Source organism: Sporosarcina sp. FSL W7-1283 (genome assembly GCF_038003105.1).
Taxonomy (GTDB): Bacteria; Bacillota; Bacilli; order Bacillales_A; family Planococcaceae; genus Sporosarcina; species Sporosarcina newyorkensis.
Window position 1 is genome coordinate 3,612,459 of record NZ_JBBOOL010000001.1, and the last position, 17,322, is coordinate 3,629,780.

Sequence of the window (17,322 nt, forward strand, 5' to 3'; positions counted from 1 at the left end):
TATTTTTTATAGTTTGATTTCGATGTCGACGCCTGATGGTAAATCAAGCTTCATTAACGCATCCACAGTTTGTGGAGTCGGATTCACGATATCGATTAAACGTTTGTGTGTACGCATTTCAAATTGCTCACGTGAATCTTTGTAAATGTGAACTGAACGCAATACCGTGTAAACTGATCTTTCAGTTGGCAACGGAATTGGACCTGAAACACTTGCACCAGAACGTTTAGCCGTTTCAACAATCTTCTCAGCTGACTGATCCAACATTCTGTGATCATAAGCTTTCAAACGAATACGAATCTTTTGTTTTGCCATTACTTTCCCTCCCTTTCGCCTATTTTCTAGACAATTCTCCACGAAAATTTCCCATACACGCGCCATGGCAAAGCGGCCGGGTGTATCGGCAACCTCTCGCTTCATCGCAGTCAAAGACCAACATTCAACATTATACATAACTTAAGAGGATCGCGCAACCCTTTTGAAGAAATTAGTCTATTTTTTAATCCGTTTATTATTTTAACAGGTTTTACAGCGAGATGCACGTATTTAGAAAGCACTTTTTTCTTTTAAACCATGTAAATTATAATCAAATGCAAGTGATTTAGATTAGGCAGATGTAGTGCATCACTACTGCTTAATATTTCTTTTGATAAACATAAAAAAATCCCGCCGTTAAGGCGGGATTCAATCGAATTATTTTGTGATTGTAGCTACAACGCCAGCTCCAACTGTACGTCCACCTTCACGGATTGAGAATTTAGTACCTTCTTCAATCGCGATTGGAGAGATCAGTTCAACTGTCATTTCAACGTTATCCCCAGGCATAACCATTTCTACGCCTTCAGGAAGTTGGATAATACCTGTTACGTCAGTTGTACGGAAGTAGAACTGAGGACGGTAGTTAGAGAAGAATGGAGTATGACGTCCACCCTCTTCTTTTGAAAGAACATACACTTCAGATTTGAACTGAGTGTGTGGTGTGATTGAACCTGGCTTAGCAAGAACTTGTCCACGCTCGATGTCTTCACGAGATACTCCACGAAGAAGTGCACCGATGTTGTCTCCAGCTTCTGCATAGTCAAGAAGTTTACGGAACATTTCTACACCTGTTACAGTAGTAGATTTTGGTTCTTCAGTAAGACCGATGATGTCAACAACATCTCCGACTTTAACTACTCCACGCTCAACACGTCCTGTTGCAACTGTACCACGACCTGTGATTGAGAATACGTCCTCAACAGGCATCATGAATGGCTTGTCAGTATCACGTTCTGGAGTTGGGATATAATCATCAACAGCTTGCATCAATTCAATGATTTTAGCTTCCCAATCTGCTTCTCCTTCAAGAGCTTTAAGAGCAGATCCACGGATTACTGGAATATCATCGCCAGGGAAGTCATATTCAGATAGAAGTTCACGGATTTCCATTTCTACTAGTTCAAGTAGTTCTTCATCGTCTACCATGTCACATTTGTTCATGAAGACAACTAGGTAAGGAACACCTACTTGACGTGAAAGAAGGATGTGCTCACGAGTTTGTGGCATTGGGCCGTCAGCAGCAGATACTACTAGGATTCCGCCGTCCATTTGTGCAGCACCAGTGATCATGTTTTTAACATAGTCAGCGTGACCTGGGCAGTCAACGTGTGCATAGTGACGCTTTTCAGTTTCATACTCAACGTGTGAAGTACTGATTGTGATTCCACGCTCTTTTTCTTCAGGTGCGTTATCAACGTCAGCGTATGATTTCGCTTCTCCACCCATTGCTTTAGATAGAACTGTTGCAATAGCTGCAGTCAAAGTTGTTTTACCATGGTCAACGTGACCAATTGTTCCTACGTTTGCGTGCTCCTTGGAGCGGTCGAATTTTTCTTTACCCATTTTAGAGGTCCTCCCTTAAATTCAAAAGTTTAGTTTTTATAGCATGGAAGCCGAAAGCGTACCCTCGACTATCCATATCTTACAAGTATTCACTGTCAGAAACAAGGATGAACTTTATTATTCACCTTTGTTTTTCTTGATTACTTCTTCAGCAACTGACTTTGGAACTTCTTCATAGTGATCGAACACCATGGAGAATACTCCGCGGCCTTGCGTATTAGAACGAAGTGCTGTTGCATAACCGAACATTTCAGCAAGTGGAACCATTGCACGAACAACTTGTGCGTTACCACGAGCTTCCATACCTTCTACACGTCCACGACGGGATGTAATGTCACCCATAATGTCGCCCATGTATTCTTCTGGAATGATTACTTCTACTTTCATTGTTGGTTCAAGAAGTACTGGTGAACATTTAGATGCTGCATTTTTCAAAGCCATGGATGCAGCGATCTTGAATGCCATTTCGTTGGAGTCAACGTCATGGTAAGATCCATCATATAGACGTGCTTTGATATCGATTAATGGATATCCAGCCAAAATACCGTTGTCTAATGAATCACGAAGTCCTGCTTCAACTGCTGGGATATATTCACGAGGAACAGTACCACCAACAATATTGTTTTGGAATTCGAATCCTTTTCCTTCTTCATTTGGACCAAACTCGATCCAAACGTGACCAAATTGTCCACGTCCACCTGATTGACGTACGAATTTACCTTCGACTTCAGCAGACTGACGGAATGTTTCGCGGTAAGAAACTTGTGGCGCGCCCACGTTTGCTTCCACTTTGAATTCACGCTTCAGACGGTCAACGATGATGTCCAAGTGAAGTTCACCCATACCTGCGATGATAACTTCGCCTGTTTCTTGATCCGTATGTGCACGGAACGTTGGATCTTCTTCTTGTAACTTAGCAAGAGCTTGACCCATTTTATCTTGGTCCGCTTTTGTTTTTGGCTCGATCGCTACGGAAATAACAGGTTCAGGGAATTCCATTGATTCTAAGATAATCAAGGCTTTCTCATCACAAAGTGTGTCGCCTGTTCCCGTATCTTTCAAACCTACAGCAGCAGCAATTTCACCCGCATGCACTTCAGAAATTTCTTCACGGCTGTTCGCGTGCATCTGCAGGATACGTCCTACGCGTTCACGTTTGCCTTTTGAAGAGTTTGTAACATAAGAACCTGCTTGAAGTACGCCTGAATAAATACGGAAGAATGTAAGTTTCCCTACATAAGGATCCGTCATTACTTTAAATGCAAGTGCAGAGAATGGCTCTTCATCGCTAGAATGACGCTCTTCCTCTTCTTCAGTATCAGGATTTGTTCCTACCATTGGAGGAATATCAAGTGGTGATGGCAAGTAGTCGACTACTGCATCCAACACTAATTGTACTCCCTTGTTTTTGAAAGCTGTTCCGCAAACTACAGGATAGAATTCAACCGCTAATGTAGCTCTACGAATAGCTGTTTTGATTTCTTCTACTGTTAGTTCTTCGCCGCCGAGATACTTTTCCATTAAGTCTTCGTCAAAGTCTACGATTGCTTCAATTAGCTTTTCACGGTACTCATTCGCTTGCTCTAAATATTCAGCAGGGATATCTTCCACTGTCACATCAGTGCCTAGGTCATTCGGATACAATGTCGCTTTCATTTCGATCAAGTCGATAATTCCAGAGAATTGATCTTCTGCACCGATCGGCAATTGGATAGGATGCGCATTCGCTTGTAGGCGATCGCGAAGAGTTCCGATAGAGTAAAGGAAATCTGCACCTGTTTTATCCATTTTGTTTACGAATACAAGACGTGGTACTTTGTAGTTTGTCGCTTGACGCCAAACTGTTTCCGTTTGTGGCTCAACACCTGATTGAGCATCAAGTACTGTAACGGCACCATCTAGTACACGCAATGAACGTTCAACTTCCACTGTGAAGTCTACGTGTCCCGGTGTATCGATGATGTTTACGCGGTGACCTTTCCATGCAGCTGTTGTAGCAGCAGATGTAATCGTAATTCCACGTTCTTGTTCTTGCTCCATCCAGTCCATTTGTGAAGCACCTTCGTGTGTTTCACCAATTTTGTGGATTTTACCTGTGTAAAAAAGGATCCGCTCAGTTGTCGTTGTCTTACCAGCGTCAATGTGAGCCATGATACCAATGTTACGAGTATTCTCTAAGGAGAACTCTCTAGCCATATTGTAAACTCCTTCCGTTTCGGATTACTGCTGTAGTTTATCCGGACTTACCAACGATAGTGAGCGAATGCTCTGTTGGCTTCAGCCATTTTATGCATTTCTTCACGGCGTTTTACAGAAGCACCTGTGTTGTTAGAAGCATCAAGAATTTCGTTCGCTAGACGTTCTTCCATTGTTTTCTCTCCACGAGTACGTGAATAGTTAACAAGGTAACGAAGACCTAGCGTAGTACGACGTTCAGGACGCACTTCAACTGGCACTTGATAGTTCGCTCCACCAACACGGCGAGCACGCACTTCAAGAACTGGCATTACATTATTTAAAGCTGCTTCAAATACTTCAATTGGTTCTTTACCAGAACGTTCTTTAACAATTTCGAACGCTCCATAAAGGATTTTTTGAGAAGTACCTTTCTTACCGTCTACCATCATTTTGTTGATAAGGCGGCTTACAAGCTTGGAATTATAAATCGGATCAGGTAATACATCGCGTTTTGCAACTGGACCTTTACGAGGCATAATTAGTTCCTCCTTTCGATATCATTAGATTATATTATTTCTTTTCTTTTGGTTTCTTTGCGCCGTATTGAGAACGGCTTTGCATACGGCCAGTAACTCCAGCTGTATCAAGCGCACCACGTACGATATGGTAACGAACACCCGGTAAGTCTTTTACACGACCTCCGCGGATTAGTACCACACTGTGTTCTTGCAAGTTGTGGCCTTCACCTGGGATATACGCGTTAACTTCCAAAGTATTTGTCAAACGAACACGAGCATATTTACGTAGCGCCGAGTTCGGTTTCTTAGGAGTCATAGTACCAACACGTGTACAAACACCTCTTTTTTGTGGTGAGTTCACGTTTGTCATTGACTTTTTAAAGCTGTTGTAGCTTTTTCCTAGAGCCGGTGATTTAGAATTCTCCGATTTCGACTTACGAGGATTACGGACTAATTGGTTAATTGTAGGCATCAGGTTGTTCCTCCTTCCGAGCTTTTTGTAATACCACACATCCAGGTGGTTCATTTTTAGGTAAAAACAAAGTTCTTGTGCGTGCACACACAAAAACGGAATTCAGTAAACTCCAGAGATCTCTGTTCACTGTTGTTTTATAATGATGATTGCTTCTCGCCGTCACTTATAAAAGTTTCGACCAACAACTATCAACCTTTTGTATATTATCATCTGCAGAAAGACTTGTCAACAAGTTTGAGAAAATCAATTTTGCTTAATAAAGATAAACGGGACCGAGGTCCCGTTTATTCTTAATCTACTGTAATTGTTTCTTCTTGTTCTTCATGTTCCATCTTGATCTGACGGTATCTTTGCATACCAGTTCCTGCAGGCACTAATTTCCCGATAATGACGTTTTCTTTCAGACCTAGCAACTCATCTGTTTTACCTTTGATGGCCGCATCTGTAAGAACTCTCGTCGTTTCCTGGAACGAAGCCGCCGATAAGAAGGACTCTGTTTCAAGCGAGGCTTTAGTAATTCCAAGAATAACTGGACGTGAAGTCGCTGGCGCTTTGCCTGACAACAACACTTTCGCATTCGCTTCAGCAAACTGATGAATATCCAATAAAGAACCTGGCAGAAGATCTGTATCTCCAGCTTCAATTATCCGAACTTTGCGCAACATTTGACGAACCATTACTTCTACGTGCTTATCGCCAATTTCTACCCCTTGCATTCGGTAAACCTTCTGTACTTCTTTTAATAAATACTCTTGTACAGTTGCTACATCTTTGACCACGATCAATTCTTTCGGATCGATGGAACCTTCTGTAATACTTTCGCCTCGTTCAATCACGTCGCCTTCTTCTACTTTCAAGCGCGCATTATACGGAGCCAAATATTTACGTGTTTCCACTTCACCTTGGATGGTAATCTCTTTTTGACCTTCACGGATTTCGTCGATATCCACAACTGTTCCGGCAATCTCTGAAATGACCGCCTGCCCTTTCGGATTCCGAGATTCGAATATCTCCTGAATCCGCGGAAGACCTTGTGTAATATCGTCTCCAGCTACCCCACCTGTGTGGAATGTCCGCATCGTCAACTGCGTACCAGGTTCACCAATAGATTGAGCCGCAATAATACCTACTGCTTCTCCTACTTCCACTGCTTCACCTGTAGCCAAGTTAATTCCGTAACATTTTTTACAAACACCATGCTTTGTATTACAAGTAAATGCCGAACGAATCGTCACCTGTTCAATACCTGCCTGAATAATTGTAGTAGCAGCATCAGCTGTAATTAAACCATTCTTCTCCAGAATCACTTCGCCTGTTTCCGGATGGAAAATAGTCTTTTTCGTATGACGGCCTTCAATACGCTCTTGAAGAGTTTCAATCATTTCATTTCCTTCTGTCAAAGCAGCGATTTCAAGACCACGGTCTGTACCACAGTCGTCTTCGCGCACTATGACATCTTGTGCAACGTCTACTAGACGACGCGTCAAGTAACCTGAGTCAGCTGTTTTCAAGGCTGTATCTGCAAGACCTTTACGCGCACCGTGAGTGGAGATAAAGTATTCGAGTACCGTCAGTCCTTCACGGAAAGAGGATTTGATCGGAAGTTCGATAATCCGTCCAGCCGGGTTGGCCATCAGTCCCCGCATACCTGCGAGTTGCGTAAAGTTCGATGCATTACCACGTGCCCCGGAGTCACTCATCATGTAAATCGGGTTTTCATTATCCAATGAATCCATCAATTTATTCTGAATAACATCTTTCGCATGGCTCCAGTAAGAAATAACACGGTCATAACGTTCTTCTTCGGTAATTAAACCACGGCGGAACTGTTGAGTGACCTTATCCACTTTCTCCTGTGCATCATGTAAAATATCCGCTTTGTTCGGCAAGACAACGATATCCGAAATACCGATTGTAATACCAGCACGAGTAGAATATTTGAATCCGAGGTTTTTCATTCGGTCCAGCATCCTTGACGTTTCCGTAATATGGAATCGTTTGAAGATCTCCGCGATGATGTCTCCTAAGATCCCCTTTTTGAAAGGCGATACAAGCTCTGCATTCTCCAAGTGTTCTTTCACATTTACCGTTCCATCTACGAAATACTTATCAGGCGTCTCCACTTGCAAGTTGTTGTCGGTCGGTTCGTTGATGTAAGGGAACGACTCAGGCAGAATCTCGTTGAAAATTATTTTACCTACAGTAGTCAGTAAAAGCTGTTTGTTCTGCTCTTCTGTAAATGTAGGATTATTTATGCTACCCGCTTGGATTGCAATACGGGTGTGCAAGTGAACGTGTCCGGTTTGATAAGCAATTAATGCCTCATTCGGATCACTGAATACTGAACCTTCCCCAGCTGAATCTTTGCGTTCCAATGTTAAATAATAATTCCCGAGAACCATATCCTGTGAAGGAGTAACAACCGGCTTCCCGTCTTTCGGATTCAAAATGTTTTGAGCAGCTAGCATCAACAGACGCGCTTCTGCTTGTGCTTCCGCAGAAAGAGGAACGTGGACTGCCATTTGGTCACCGTCAAAGTCAGCGTTATATGCCGTACAGACGAGTGGATGCAATGTAATCGCCCGACCTTCTACGAGCATCGGTTCAAATGCCTGGATTCCCAGACGGTGAAGCGTCGGTGCTCGGTTAAGAAGTACTGGATGTTCTTTAATTACATCTTCAAGTACATCCCATACTTCGGAATGCAAACGCTCAATCTTTCTTTTCGCACTCTTGATATTATGGGCTAAATTACGTTCCACCAATTCTTTCATAACGAATGGCTTGAATAGCTCAATCGCCATTTCTTTCGGCAGTCCGCATTGATACATTTTCAGACTAGGTCCTACTACGATTACAGAACGACCTGAATAGTCTACTCGTTTACCTAGTAAGTTCTGACGGAAACGGCCTTGTTTCCCTTTCAACATATGAGAAAGAGATTTCAATGGACGATTACCAGGACCTGTAACCGGTCTACCGCGACGTCCATTATCTACAAGCGCATCTACTGCTTCTTGCAACATACGTTTTTCGTTCTGGACAATGATGCCAGGTGCACCTAAATCTAATAGTCGTTTCAGTCGGTTATTCCGGTTAATGACACGACGGTACAGATCATTCAAGTCAGAAGTCGCGAAACGTCCGCCGTCTAGCTGTACCATTGGTCGCAACTCTGGAGGGATAACAGGGAGAACTTCCAAAACCATCCACTCTGGGCGGTTTCCTGAGTTACGGAATGACTCCACAACTTCCAGGCGTCTGATCGCTCTTGTACGACGTTGACCTTGGACCGTTTTCAACTCTTCTTTTAAGGAATCTGTTTCTTTGTCTAAATCAATTGCACGCAGCAGTTGCTCAATCGCTTCTGCTCCCATGGCTGCTTGGAATTTAGAACCGTATTTTTCACGATAAATCCGGTATTCTTTTTCCGAAAGTAACTGCTTCCGCTCAAGTGGTGTATCGGCGGGATCAACTACTACGTAAGAAGCGAAATAAATAATTTCTTCTAATGCACGTGGTGTCATGTCTAGAATCAAGCCCATACGGCTAGGAATTCCTTTGAAATACCAAATGTGCGTGACAGGTGCTGCAAGCTCAATGTGACCCATTCGTTCACGTCGCACTTTTTGACGCGTTACTTCTACGCCACAACGGTCACAGACGACGCCTTTGTAACGAACCCGCTTATACTTACCGCAATGACATTCCCAGTCTTTTGTCGGTCCGAAAATTCTTTCGCAGAACAATCCGTCCTTCTCAGGTTTCAACGTACGGTAGTTGATAGTTTCAGGTTTTTTTACTTCTCCATATGACCAAGACCGTATCTTGTCTGGTGAAGCCAGGCCAATTTTCATATACTCAAAATTATTAACATCGATCAAGGAGCCTACCTCCCTTTAGTCTAATCGCCGCAATGGCTTGTCAGGCAACTTTACTTGTAGTGTCGCATTCAGCCAGAAATATTTCTTAAGCTGAATAGAATAGAAGAGGGTGCTCGAAGCCCTCTTCTATTCGGTTGTGATTTTCTTATTTATGTTAGTTCAGATCAGCGCTTTCCACTTTAGGATATCGTCCAGCTGCAAGCGCCAGCCTCTCGGGTCGTTTCGAACTTACTTTCAAAGGCAAAGTTCAGCCTTTGAAAGTATGCCCTCCAACGCCTGTCGAGGCTAAACGGCGCTTTCCGCTTTAGGATATCGGTTGATCTTCTTTCATCAAGTTCAGTGCGTCAGTTGGCTGCAAGTCTTCTTCGTCCTCTAAGTCTCGCAACTCTATTTCTTCCAGGTCTTCGGTCAGCATTTTGACATCCAACCCAAGACTTTGCAGTTCTTTGATAAGAACTTTAAACGATTCCGGTACACCTGGTTGAGGCACACTGTCTCCTTTGACAATCGCTTCGTATGTTTTCACACGGCCTACGACATCATCGGATTTGACTGTTAAGATTTCTTGCAAGGTATAAGCTGCACCATATGCCTCAAGTGCCCATACTTCCATCTCACCGAAACGCTGTCCACCGAACTGCGCTTTACCACCAAGTGGTTGCTGTGTAACGAGAGAGTATGGACCAGTGGAACGTGCGTGCAACTTGTCATCAACCATGTGCGCCAGCTTAATCAAGTACATGACACCGACAGATACGCGGTTATCAAATGGTTCACCTGAACGGCCATCATACAAGACAGTTTTACCGTCTCGGTTCATGCCTGCCTCTTCCATAGTAGACCACACATCTTCTTCGTTCGCCCCGTCAAATACAGGGGATGCCATGTGCGTCCCTAGGCTGCGTGCCGCCATACCCAAGTGCATTTCAAGAACCTGTCCGATGTTCATCCGTGACGGAACACCTAGCGGATTCAACATGACATCAATCGGTGTGCCATCCGGCAAGTAAGGCATTTCAGATTCTGGTAAGATTCTAGAAATAACCCCTTTGTTTCCGTGACGTCCAGCCATTTTGTCTCCGACAGAGATTTTACGTTTTTGTACAATGTATACTCGGACTAACTGGTTAACACCTGGAGATAGTTCATCGCCGTCTTCACGGTTGAATACTTTCACGTCAAGCACGATTCCACCGGCACCGTGTGGAACACGCAGTGATGTATCGCGGACTTCACGTGCTTTTTCTCCAAAGATCGCGTGTAGAAGACGTTCTTCGGCAGTCAATTCCGTTACCCCTTTAGGAGTTACCTTACCGACCAAGATATCGCCGTCCCGAACTTCTGCACCGACTCGGATAATTCCTCTATCGTCAAGATTACGCAATGCATCTTCTCCGACATTCGGAATGTCACGAGTGATTTCTTCCGGTCCAAGCTTCGTATCACGCGCTTCTGACTCATATTCTTCAATATGGACAGATGTGAAGACATCGTCTTTTACTAGACGTTCACTCATGATAATAGCATCCTCGTAGTTATAACCATCCCATGTCATGAACGCAGTCAGAACATTACGACCGAGCGCAAGCTCTCCTTGTTCCATAGACGGGCCGTCTGCTAATATATCAAGCGGTTTTACACGGTCGCCCACTTGGACGATCGGACGTTGGTTATAGCAAGTCCCTTGGTTGGAACGAATGAATTTAGACAAACGATAAATCGCAAGGTCACCCTTCACTTCTTTACCGTCAATTTCTTCAATTCTGCGAATGCGTACTTCTTTCGCTTCCACATGCTCCACGATTCCGTAATGCTTGGAAACAACTGCTGCGCCTGAATCACGCGCTGAGATATGCTCCATACCCGTTCCTACGAAAGGCGCTTCCGGGTTCAATAGAGGAACCGCTTGACGTTGCATGTTCGCCCCCATCAACGCACGGTTGGAGTCATCATTCTCTAGGAATGGGATACATGCAGTCGCTGCAGAAACGACCTGTTTAGGAGAAACGTCCATATAGTCAATTTGGTCCCGTTTGAATACTGTGTTGTCCCCTTGGAAACGTCCTACGACTTCATCATTGACAAATGAACCGTCCTCGCCAAGTGGCGCGTTTGCTTGTGCTACTACGTAATTATCCTCAATATCCGCTGTCAGATAATCGATTTGCGCTGTTACACGGCCTGTTTCAGGATCTACCTTCCGATAAGGTGTCTCAATAAAACCAAAACGATTTACTTTAGCAAATGTAGATAATGAGTTAATCAGCCCAATGTTCGGACCCTCTGGCGTTTCAATCGGACACATACGGCCGTAGTGTGAGTAATGCACGTCACGAACTTCCATCCCTGCACGTTCACGAGTCAAACCACCTGGTCCGAGTGCAGATAAACGACGTTTGTGCGTCAATTCAGCAAGCGGATTCGTTTGGTCCATGAACTGAGACAGCTGGGAACTTCCGAAGAACTCTTTTATAGACGCGATAACTGGACGTATATTGATCAATTGTTGCGGTACGATGGATTGTGTATCGTTGATGGACATACGTTCTTTAACAACACGCTCCATCCGGGATAGTCCGATACGGAATTGGTTTTGAAGCAACTCACCAACAGAACGCAAACGACGATTTCCAAGGTGATCTATATCATCTGTATTTCCCACGCCATGTAAGAGGTTAAAGAAATAGCTGATAGAAGCTACAATATCTGAAGGGGTAATATGTTTAACAGACTCGTCTACTTCAGCATTAGAAATGACATTGAGTACTTGTTTTTCTTCACTTTTCGGTGCGTAAATTTTTAGCGTTTGAATCGTCATTGGCTCTTCCAAAACCGATCCGACATGTTCAATTGACTGCGTGTTAATACCTTCGGATAAAAACGGAAGCAGTCGATCTAGAGTACGTCGGTCAATCAACTGATCTTTCTCCACTAGAATTTCTCCAGTTTCTGGGTCAACAAGCGTTTCCGCGGCAGTTTGATTGAATAGTCGGTTTTGCAGATGAAGCTTTTTATTCATTTTATAACGTCCGACATTCGCCAAATCATAACGTTTCGGATCAAAGAAACGAGAATAAAGCAAACTTCTTGCGCTATCTAGCGTTGGTGGTTCACCCGGACGTAAGCGCTCGTAAATTTCAAGCATAGCTTTTTCCGAAGTCTCGGTGTTATCTTTTTCAAGTGAATTACGTAAGTATTCATTATCACCGATCAAATCGATAATTTCTTGGTCAGTCGAGAAGCCTAATGCACGTAGTAAGACAGTAATTGGCAATTTACGCGTACGATCGATTCGTACATGTACAACGTCCTTTGCATCTGTCTCGTATTCAAGCCATGCACCACGGTTCGGAATAACAGTAGCGCCAAAACCGCGTTTACCGTTTTTGTCCGTTTTATCATTGTAATAGACACTCGGCGAACGAACGAGCTGAGAAACGATAACTCGTTCTGCTCCATTAATAATGAATGTGCCGTTTTCGGTCATAAGCGGGAAATCTCCCATGAAAACGTCTTGTTCTTTTACATCGCCAGTTTCTTTATTGTGAAGACGTACTTTTACACGAAGCGGTGCTGCGTATGTCACATCGCGCTCCTTCGATTCGTCTACCGGGTATTTTGGTTCACCCAGTTGGTAGTCGATAAATTCCAAGGATAGGTTTCCAGTGAAATCTTGGATAGGAGAAATATCTCGGAACATTTCTCGCAAACCTTCCTCCAAGAACCACTCATACGATGCCGTTTGAATTTCAATCAAATTTGGCAGATCGAGCACTTCGTTGATTCGCGCAAAACTTCTACGCTGACGATGTTGACCATACTGAACTAAATGACCTGTCAACTCATTCACCCCTCATTAAGACAATATTAGTTTTTGCAAAATCAGAATTTCAGCTGTGACTTCGAAAAAACAAAAAGAAAACGAGTTCCGGCAAGAGCTCATTTTCGATTTCACAATCTTTTATCCAAACATCAGTATGCCTCTTTCTTTTCCAATTCACACAAAAGGGCATACAGCTGCAATATAATTATTTATGCATTCAATAATGCTACTACAATTAAACCGTACTGTCAACCTTTTTTTGCTAGTAAAATGAAATACCCTTTTTTCTTCGCAACCGTCTCGACATTACCAAATAAGTCCTGTAAATACCCTACAGTGGAAGGAGCCCCTTGTTTCTTTTGGATAACTACCCATAGCTCTCCGCCTGAAATCAGTTTTTCATAGGCACCTTTATAGAATGAAAAGACCGTTTGCTTACCCGCACGTATAGGCGGATTCGTCAGAACAGCCGCAAAGTGACCAGACTCCACCTGCTCCACGCCGCTGCTTTCGTAAACCTTTACATTCTGAATATTATTCTTCTCAGCATTCTGCTTAGAAAGAGTTAATGCACGTTCATTAACGTCGACCATATGGATAATTCGGTCTGGAAAAGCAGAGGCGATCGACAACGCAATCGGTCCATAACCGCAGCCAATTTCCAACAAGTCTCCCCTAACGTCCGGCTCTTTAAACGTTTCAGCTAATAATTTTGAACCTTCGTCAATTCCACTTTTGCTGAACACGCCTGCATCAGTCGTAAATGTGAAAACTTTATTCCGAATTTCTGCTTTCCATTGCTTCGGCGCACTAGAAACTTGAGGGTTTTTAGAATAATAATGCTCTCCCATGTTCATGCCTCCTGCTTTGGTTTACCGTAAATAACTCTAGATGAAGAAAAAAAGCCCGTCAAATAGACGGGCTTTTCTCAGATAAGTAGAAATTACTTAACTTCTACAGATGCGCCAACTTCTTCAAGTTTAGCTTTCATTTCTTCAGCTTCTTCTTTAGATACGCCTTCTTTTAGAGCTTTTGGTGCTTCGTCTACAAGTGCTTTAGCTTCTTTCAAGCCTAGGCCTGTGATTTCACGAACAGCTTTGATTACTTTAATCTTTTCAGCGCCTGCGCCTGCAAGAATTACGTCAAATTCTGTTTTCTCTTCAGCTGCTTCGCCGCCGCCCGCTGCTGCTGCTGCAACTGGCGCTGCTGCTGTTACGCCGAATTCGTCTTCGATTGCTGTAACAAGGTCGTTTAGTTCAAGAACTGTCATTTCTTTAATTGCGTCTAGGATTTGTTCTTTAGTCATTTTAAGTTCCTCCTGGAAATTTGTATTAACCGGTTTGTTCTATCCGGCGGTAGTTAAGATGCGTAATTATGCACCTTGTTCTTCTTTTTGTTCTGCAACTGCTTTTGTAGCAAGTGCGAAGTTGCGCACTGGTGCTTGAAGAACGCTGAGTAGCATGGATAGTAGACCTTCGCGTGAAGGTAGAGTTGCCAATGCTTTTACGTCTTCTGCCGATGCGACTGTTCCTTCGATTACGCCTGCTTTGATTTCAAGTTGTTCGTTCTTTTTAGCGAAATCATGCATGATTTTCGCAGGAGCCACTACGTCTTCTGTTGAGAAGGCAATAGCATTCGGGCCTGTAAGGTGTTCATTCAAGCCTTCAAGTCCTGCTACTTCTGTTGCACGACGTGCCATAGAGTTCTTGTAAACTTTAAATTCAACGCCTGCTTCACGAAGTTGTTTACGCAATTCTGTTACTTGTGAAACCGTTAAACCACGGTAATCCACAACTACTACAGAAGCTGCTTCTTTCAACTTGTCAGCGATTTCTGTTACAACCGCCTGTTTAGCTTCTAAAACTTTGCTCATGTTGACACCTCCTGAAAATTAGGGTCACTTATACCGATATAAAAAGCCCTCTCTGTCTAAGACATAGAGGGCTGAAAAGTCGTCATCTTTTAAAAAAGAGCGTCTTGTCCTCGGCAGGAACATTAAGTGGCAAGCCACACCTGCTGTCTTCGGTACAAATGGTTATCATCATAACAAGCGTAATCTTATCAGATCACTGTACACTTGTCAATATATTATTTTACAGTTACGCTAGACGGATCTACTTTTACAGCAGGACCCATAGTTGTCGTAACGTTTACTGATTTCATGTATGTTCCTTTTGCTGCAGCAGGTTTTGCTTTTTGAATCGTATCAAAGATCGTCAAGAAGTTTTCTTCCAACTTCTCATTCTCAAAAGAAGCTTTCCCGATTGGCGCGTGGATGATTCCAGCTTTATCCGCACGGTATTCAACTTTACCAGCTTTGATTTCTTCAACAGCTTTCGCTACGTCAAATGTTACAGTGCCTGTTTTAGGGTTCGGCATAAGGCCTTTTGGTCCGAGAACACGACCGATTTTACCAACTTCACCCATCATGTCAGGAGTTGCAACGATTACATCAAAATCGAACCAACCTTGTTGGATTTTAGCGATATATTCTGCATCGCCTACATAATCTGCACCTGCTGCTTCTGCTTCTTTTAACTTTTCACCTTTAGCGAATACCAAAACGCGTTGAGTTTTACCAGTACCATTTGGAAGCACTACAGCTCCACGGATTTGCTGGTCATTCTTACGAGTGTCGATACCAAGACGGAAAGCCACTTCAACTGTTGCGTCGAAGTTTGTCGTAGTAGTTTTTTTAGCAAGTTCAATTGCTTCTTTCACAGAGTATGCAGCTGTACGATCTACAAGCTTCGCCGCTTCTGTAAACTTTTTACCTCTTTTAGTCATCTGAATTTTCCTCCTCATTTGTGGTTTTAACGGATTAAACCTCCCACTTAATGAAGGCTGCGCATCTCATACGACCGCAGCCTTCACCTTGAACCATTGCTTTATCAAGAAGATACGAAATCAGTCTTCGATCTTGAATCCCATACTGCGAGCAGTACCTTCGACCATTGCCATCGCCGCTTCAACTGACGCCGCATTTAAGTCTGGCATCTTTTGTTCAGCGATTTCTCTAACTTTATCACGTTTAACTGTAGCAACTTTGTTCTTGTTCGGCTCACCAGAACCCTTCTGAACGTTTGCTGCAACCTTTAGCAATACTGCTGCCGGTGGAGTTTTTGTGATGAATGTAAATGAACGGTCTTCGAATACAGAGATTTCAACAGGAATAATCAAACCTGCTTGATCAGCTGTACGCGCGTTAAATTCTTTACAGAATCCCATGATGTTAACACCTGCTTGACCTAATGCCGGTCCTACTGGTGGTGCTGGGTTTGCTTTACCAGCTGGAATTTGCAACTTCACTACTTTAGTAACTTTTTTAGCCACGAGACACACCTCCTTAAGTCCGTGATGTGGTAATTGGGTTGCCCCTCCCACTCAAATATGTGCCTGCCGACAATGTCGGTAGAATTGGTTTATCCGTACAGACTACGTCTGACCTTTGAAATGATATCACCATTACACAGATTTTGCAAGTAGAAATAAACCAATTACACATCAATCCATTTTTTCAACTTGATCAAATGACAGCTCCATCTTCGTTTCGCGTCCAAACATATCGACAGTTACGACAACTTTTCCTTTGTCCAATTCGATCTCTTCCACTTTACCTTCAAAATGAGCAAACGGGCCTTCCAATACAGTCACGCTTTCGCCAACTTCGAAATCCACGTCCACTCGCTGTTCCTTCATTCCCATTTGTTTCAGGATGAATTCGACCTCTTCTGGTAATAGCGGAGTTGGTTTCGCCCCACCACCTGAAGATCCGATAAAGCCTGTTACGCCCGGCGTATTTCGGACAACGTACCAAGAATCGTCCGTCATAATCAATTCCACAAGCACATAACCAGGGAACGTTTTTCGCATGACGGTTTTCTTTTTACCTTCTTTAATATCTGTTTCTTCTTCTTCCGGAATGACGACACGGAAAATCTTATCTTGCATGCCCATTGTTTCGACACGCTTTTCAAGATTGGCTTTTACTTTATTTTCATATCCTGAGTATGTATGAACTACATACCAATTTTTCTCCATCTCCATCACATTGAGGACTATGCGTCCGTCCCTCCTTTAATTAAACTGAAAAAACCCGTTTATTCATCAAAACGGGATATTCTCAAGCTATTCATACTTTCTTTATCACAAACCAGTATACCATTTCATGACCTCTGAAATACCCATATCTACCAGCCCAAAATAAACAGCCATAAAAATGACAGTTGAAATAACAACTACCGTGTACTTCGTCAGTTCCTTACGCTTCGGCCAACTGACTTTCCGCATCTCTGAAACAACTTTTTTCAAAAAATCGCTGATCTTGCTCATTCTTCTCCAACCCTTCCGAATGACATAGCGCCCAACATTGAACTCTATGTAACTGGTCAAATGGTTTGCTTATGCAACGTATGCGCGTTGCAATGACTGCAAAACTTTTTGATGACGATTCTTCCGTCACGGCCCTGATTACCAGCCGGCAAAGTATAGTTTCGCGAACCACAATTTTCACAGCATATAATTATTTTTTTAACCATTTGGATTCACCTATTCAAGACAATA

15 protein-coding genes and 1 other annotated feature are annotated in these 17,322 nt (G+C 43.2%); all 15 genes read right to left on the reverse strand.

What is annotated here, in order from left to right; genetic code table 11:
• Positions 1-6: 6 nt before the first annotated feature.
• Entirely contained in the window at positions 7-315 is a 309-nt protein-coding gene (rpsJ, locus tag MKY93_RS18980) for a 30S ribosomal protein S10 (RefSeq protein WP_040759929.1), read from the reverse strand.
• A 378-nt stretch (positions 316-693) separates the two neighbouring features.
• The gene (gene tuf / locus MKY93_RS18985) at positions 694-1,881 is read right to left on the reverse strand and encodes an elongation factor Tu (RefSeq protein WP_009499059.1); all 1,188 of its coding nucleotides are present in this window, start codon (positions 1,879-1,881) and stop codon (positions 694-696) included.
• Positions 1,882-1,998: 117 nt separating this feature from the next.
• Positions 1,999-4,077 (reverse strand): elongation factor G, encoded by a 2,079-nt coding sequence (fusA, locus tag MKY93_RS18990; RefSeq protein ID WP_009499060.1) that lies wholly within the window; start codon positions 4,075-4,077, stop codon positions 1,999-2,001.
• Positions 4,078-4,124: 47 nt separating this feature from the next.
• Positions 4,125-4,595, reverse strand: coding sequence for a 30S ribosomal protein S7 (gene rpsG, locus MKY93_RS18995; RefSeq protein WP_009499061.1), 471 nt, complete (start codon positions 4,593-4,595; stop codon positions 4,125-4,127).
• A 34-nt stretch (positions 4,596-4,629) separates the two neighbouring features.
• Positions 4,630-5,049, reverse strand: coding sequence for a 30S ribosomal protein S12 (gene rpsL / locus MKY93_RS19000; protein WP_009499062.1), 420 nt, complete (start codon positions 5,047-5,049; stop codon positions 4,630-4,632).
• A gap of 293 nt (positions 5,050-5,342) precedes the next feature.
• On the reverse strand, positions 5,343-8,936 hold the full coding sequence (rpoC, locus tag MKY93_RS19005; protein ID WP_009499063.1) for a DNA-directed RNA polymerase subunit beta': 3,594 nt from the start codon (positions 8,934-8,936) through the stop codon (positions 5,343-5,345).
• Between the two features lie 304 nt (positions 8,937-9,240).
• The gene (rpoB, locus tag MKY93_RS19010; RefSeq protein WP_009499064.1) at positions 9,241-12,786 is read right to left on the reverse strand and encodes a DNA-directed RNA polymerase subunit beta; all 3,546 of its coding nucleotides are present in this window, start codon (positions 12,784-12,786) and stop codon (positions 9,241-9,243) included.
• 221 nt (positions 12,787-13,007) lie between these two features.
• Positions 13,008-13,610, reverse strand: a complete 603-nt coding sequence (locus MKY93_RS19015) for a class I SAM-dependent methyltransferase (RefSeq protein ID WP_040759933.1) — start codon at positions 13,608-13,610, stop codon at positions 13,008-13,010.
• 92 nt (positions 13,611-13,702) lie between these two features.
• Positions 13,703-14,065: a 50S ribosomal protein L7/L12 gene (rplL, locus tag MKY93_RS19020; protein ID WP_009499067.1), complete on the reverse strand. Its 363-nt coding sequence runs from the start codon at positions 14,063-14,065 to the stop codon at positions 13,703-13,705.
• Positions 14,066-14,131: 66 nt separating this feature from the next.
• Positions 14,132-14,632, reverse strand: coding sequence for a 50S ribosomal protein L10 (gene rplJ / locus MKY93_RS19025; RefSeq protein WP_009499068.1), 501 nt, complete (start codon positions 14,630-14,632; stop codon positions 14,132-14,134).
• Positions 14,633-14,662: 30 nt separating this feature from the next.
• Positions 14,663-14,803: a sequence feature (ribosomal protein L10 leader region), on the reverse strand.
• A gap of 44 nt (positions 14,804-14,847) precedes the next feature.
• A complete protein-coding gene (gene rplA, locus MKY93_RS19030; RefSeq protein WP_040759935.1) occupies positions 14,848-15,546 on the reverse strand; it encodes a 50S ribosomal protein L1 in 699 nt (232 codons plus the stop codon).
• Positions 15,547-15,666: 120 nt separating this feature from the next.
• Positions 15,667-16,092 carry a 50S ribosomal protein L11 gene (gene rplK, locus MKY93_RS19035; RefSeq protein ID WP_029053289.1) on the reverse strand — a complete coding sequence of 142 codons (426 nt, stop codon included), beginning with the start codon at positions 16,090-16,092 and terminating at the stop codon, positions 15,667-15,669.
• Between the two features lie 171 nt (positions 16,093-16,263).
• Entirely contained in the window at positions 16,264-16,800 is a 537-nt protein-coding gene (gene nusG / locus MKY93_RS19040) for a transcription termination/antitermination protein NusG (protein ID WP_040760196.1), read from the reverse strand.
• A 105-nt stretch (positions 16,801-16,905) separates the two neighbouring features.
• The gene (secE, locus tag MKY93_RS19045) at positions 16,906-17,091 is read right to left on the reverse strand and encodes a preprotein translocase subunit SecE (RefSeq protein WP_009499072.1); all 186 of its coding nucleotides are present in this window, start codon (positions 17,089-17,091) and stop codon (positions 16,906-16,908) included.
• A gap of 56 nt (positions 17,092-17,147) precedes the next feature.
• Entirely contained in the window at positions 17,148-17,297 is a 150-nt protein-coding gene (gene rpmG, locus MKY93_RS19050) for a 50S ribosomal protein L33 (RefSeq protein WP_078818361.1), read from the reverse strand.
• Between the last annotated feature and the right edge of the window lie 25 nt (positions 17,298-17,322).

Coding starts and splice junctions, on each gene's coding strand:
- rpsJ (WP_040759929.1), bottom strand. CDS start 315: ATGGCAAAACAAAAGATTCGTATTCGTTTGAAAGCTTATGATCACAGA.
- tuf (WP_009499059.1), bottom strand. CDS start 1,881: ATGGGTAAAGAAAAATTCGACCGCTCCAAGGAGCACGCAAACGTAGGA.
- fusA (WP_009499060.1), bottom strand. CDS start 4,077: ATGGCTAGAGAGTTCTCCTTAGAGAATACTCGTAACATTGGTATCATG.
- rpsG (WP_009499061.1), bottom strand. CDS start 4,595: ATGCCTCGTAAAGGTCCAGTTGCAAAACGCGATGTATTACCTGATCCG.
- rpsL (WP_009499062.1), bottom strand. CDS start 5,049: ATGCCTACAATTAACCAATTAGTCCGTAATCCTCGTAAGTCGAAATCG.
- MKY93_RS19015 (WP_040759933.1), bottom strand. CDS start 13,610: ATGGGAGAGCATTATTATTCTAAAAACCCTCAAGTTTCTAGTGCGCCG.
- rplL (WP_009499067.1), bottom strand. CDS start 14,065: ATGACTAAAGAACAAATCCTAGACGCAATTAAAGAAATGACAGTTCTT.
- rplJ (WP_009499068.1), bottom strand. CDS start 14,632: ATGAGCAAAGTTTTAGAAGCTAAACAGGCGGTTGTAACAGAAATCGCT.
- rplA (WP_040759935.1), bottom strand. CDS start 15,546: ATGACTAAAAGAGGTAAAAAGTTTACAGAAGCGGCGAAGCTTGTAGAT.
- nusG (WP_040760196.1), bottom strand. CDS start 16,800: ATGGAGAAAAATTGGTATGTAGTTCATACATACTCAGGATATGAAAAT.
- secE (WP_009499072.1), bottom strand. CDS start 17,091: ATGAGCAAGATCAGCGATTTTTTGAAAAAAGTTGTTTCAGAGATGCGG.
- rpmG (WP_078818361.1), bottom strand. CDS start 17,297: ATGGTTAAAAAAATAATTATATGCTGTGAAAATTGTGGTTCGCGAAAC.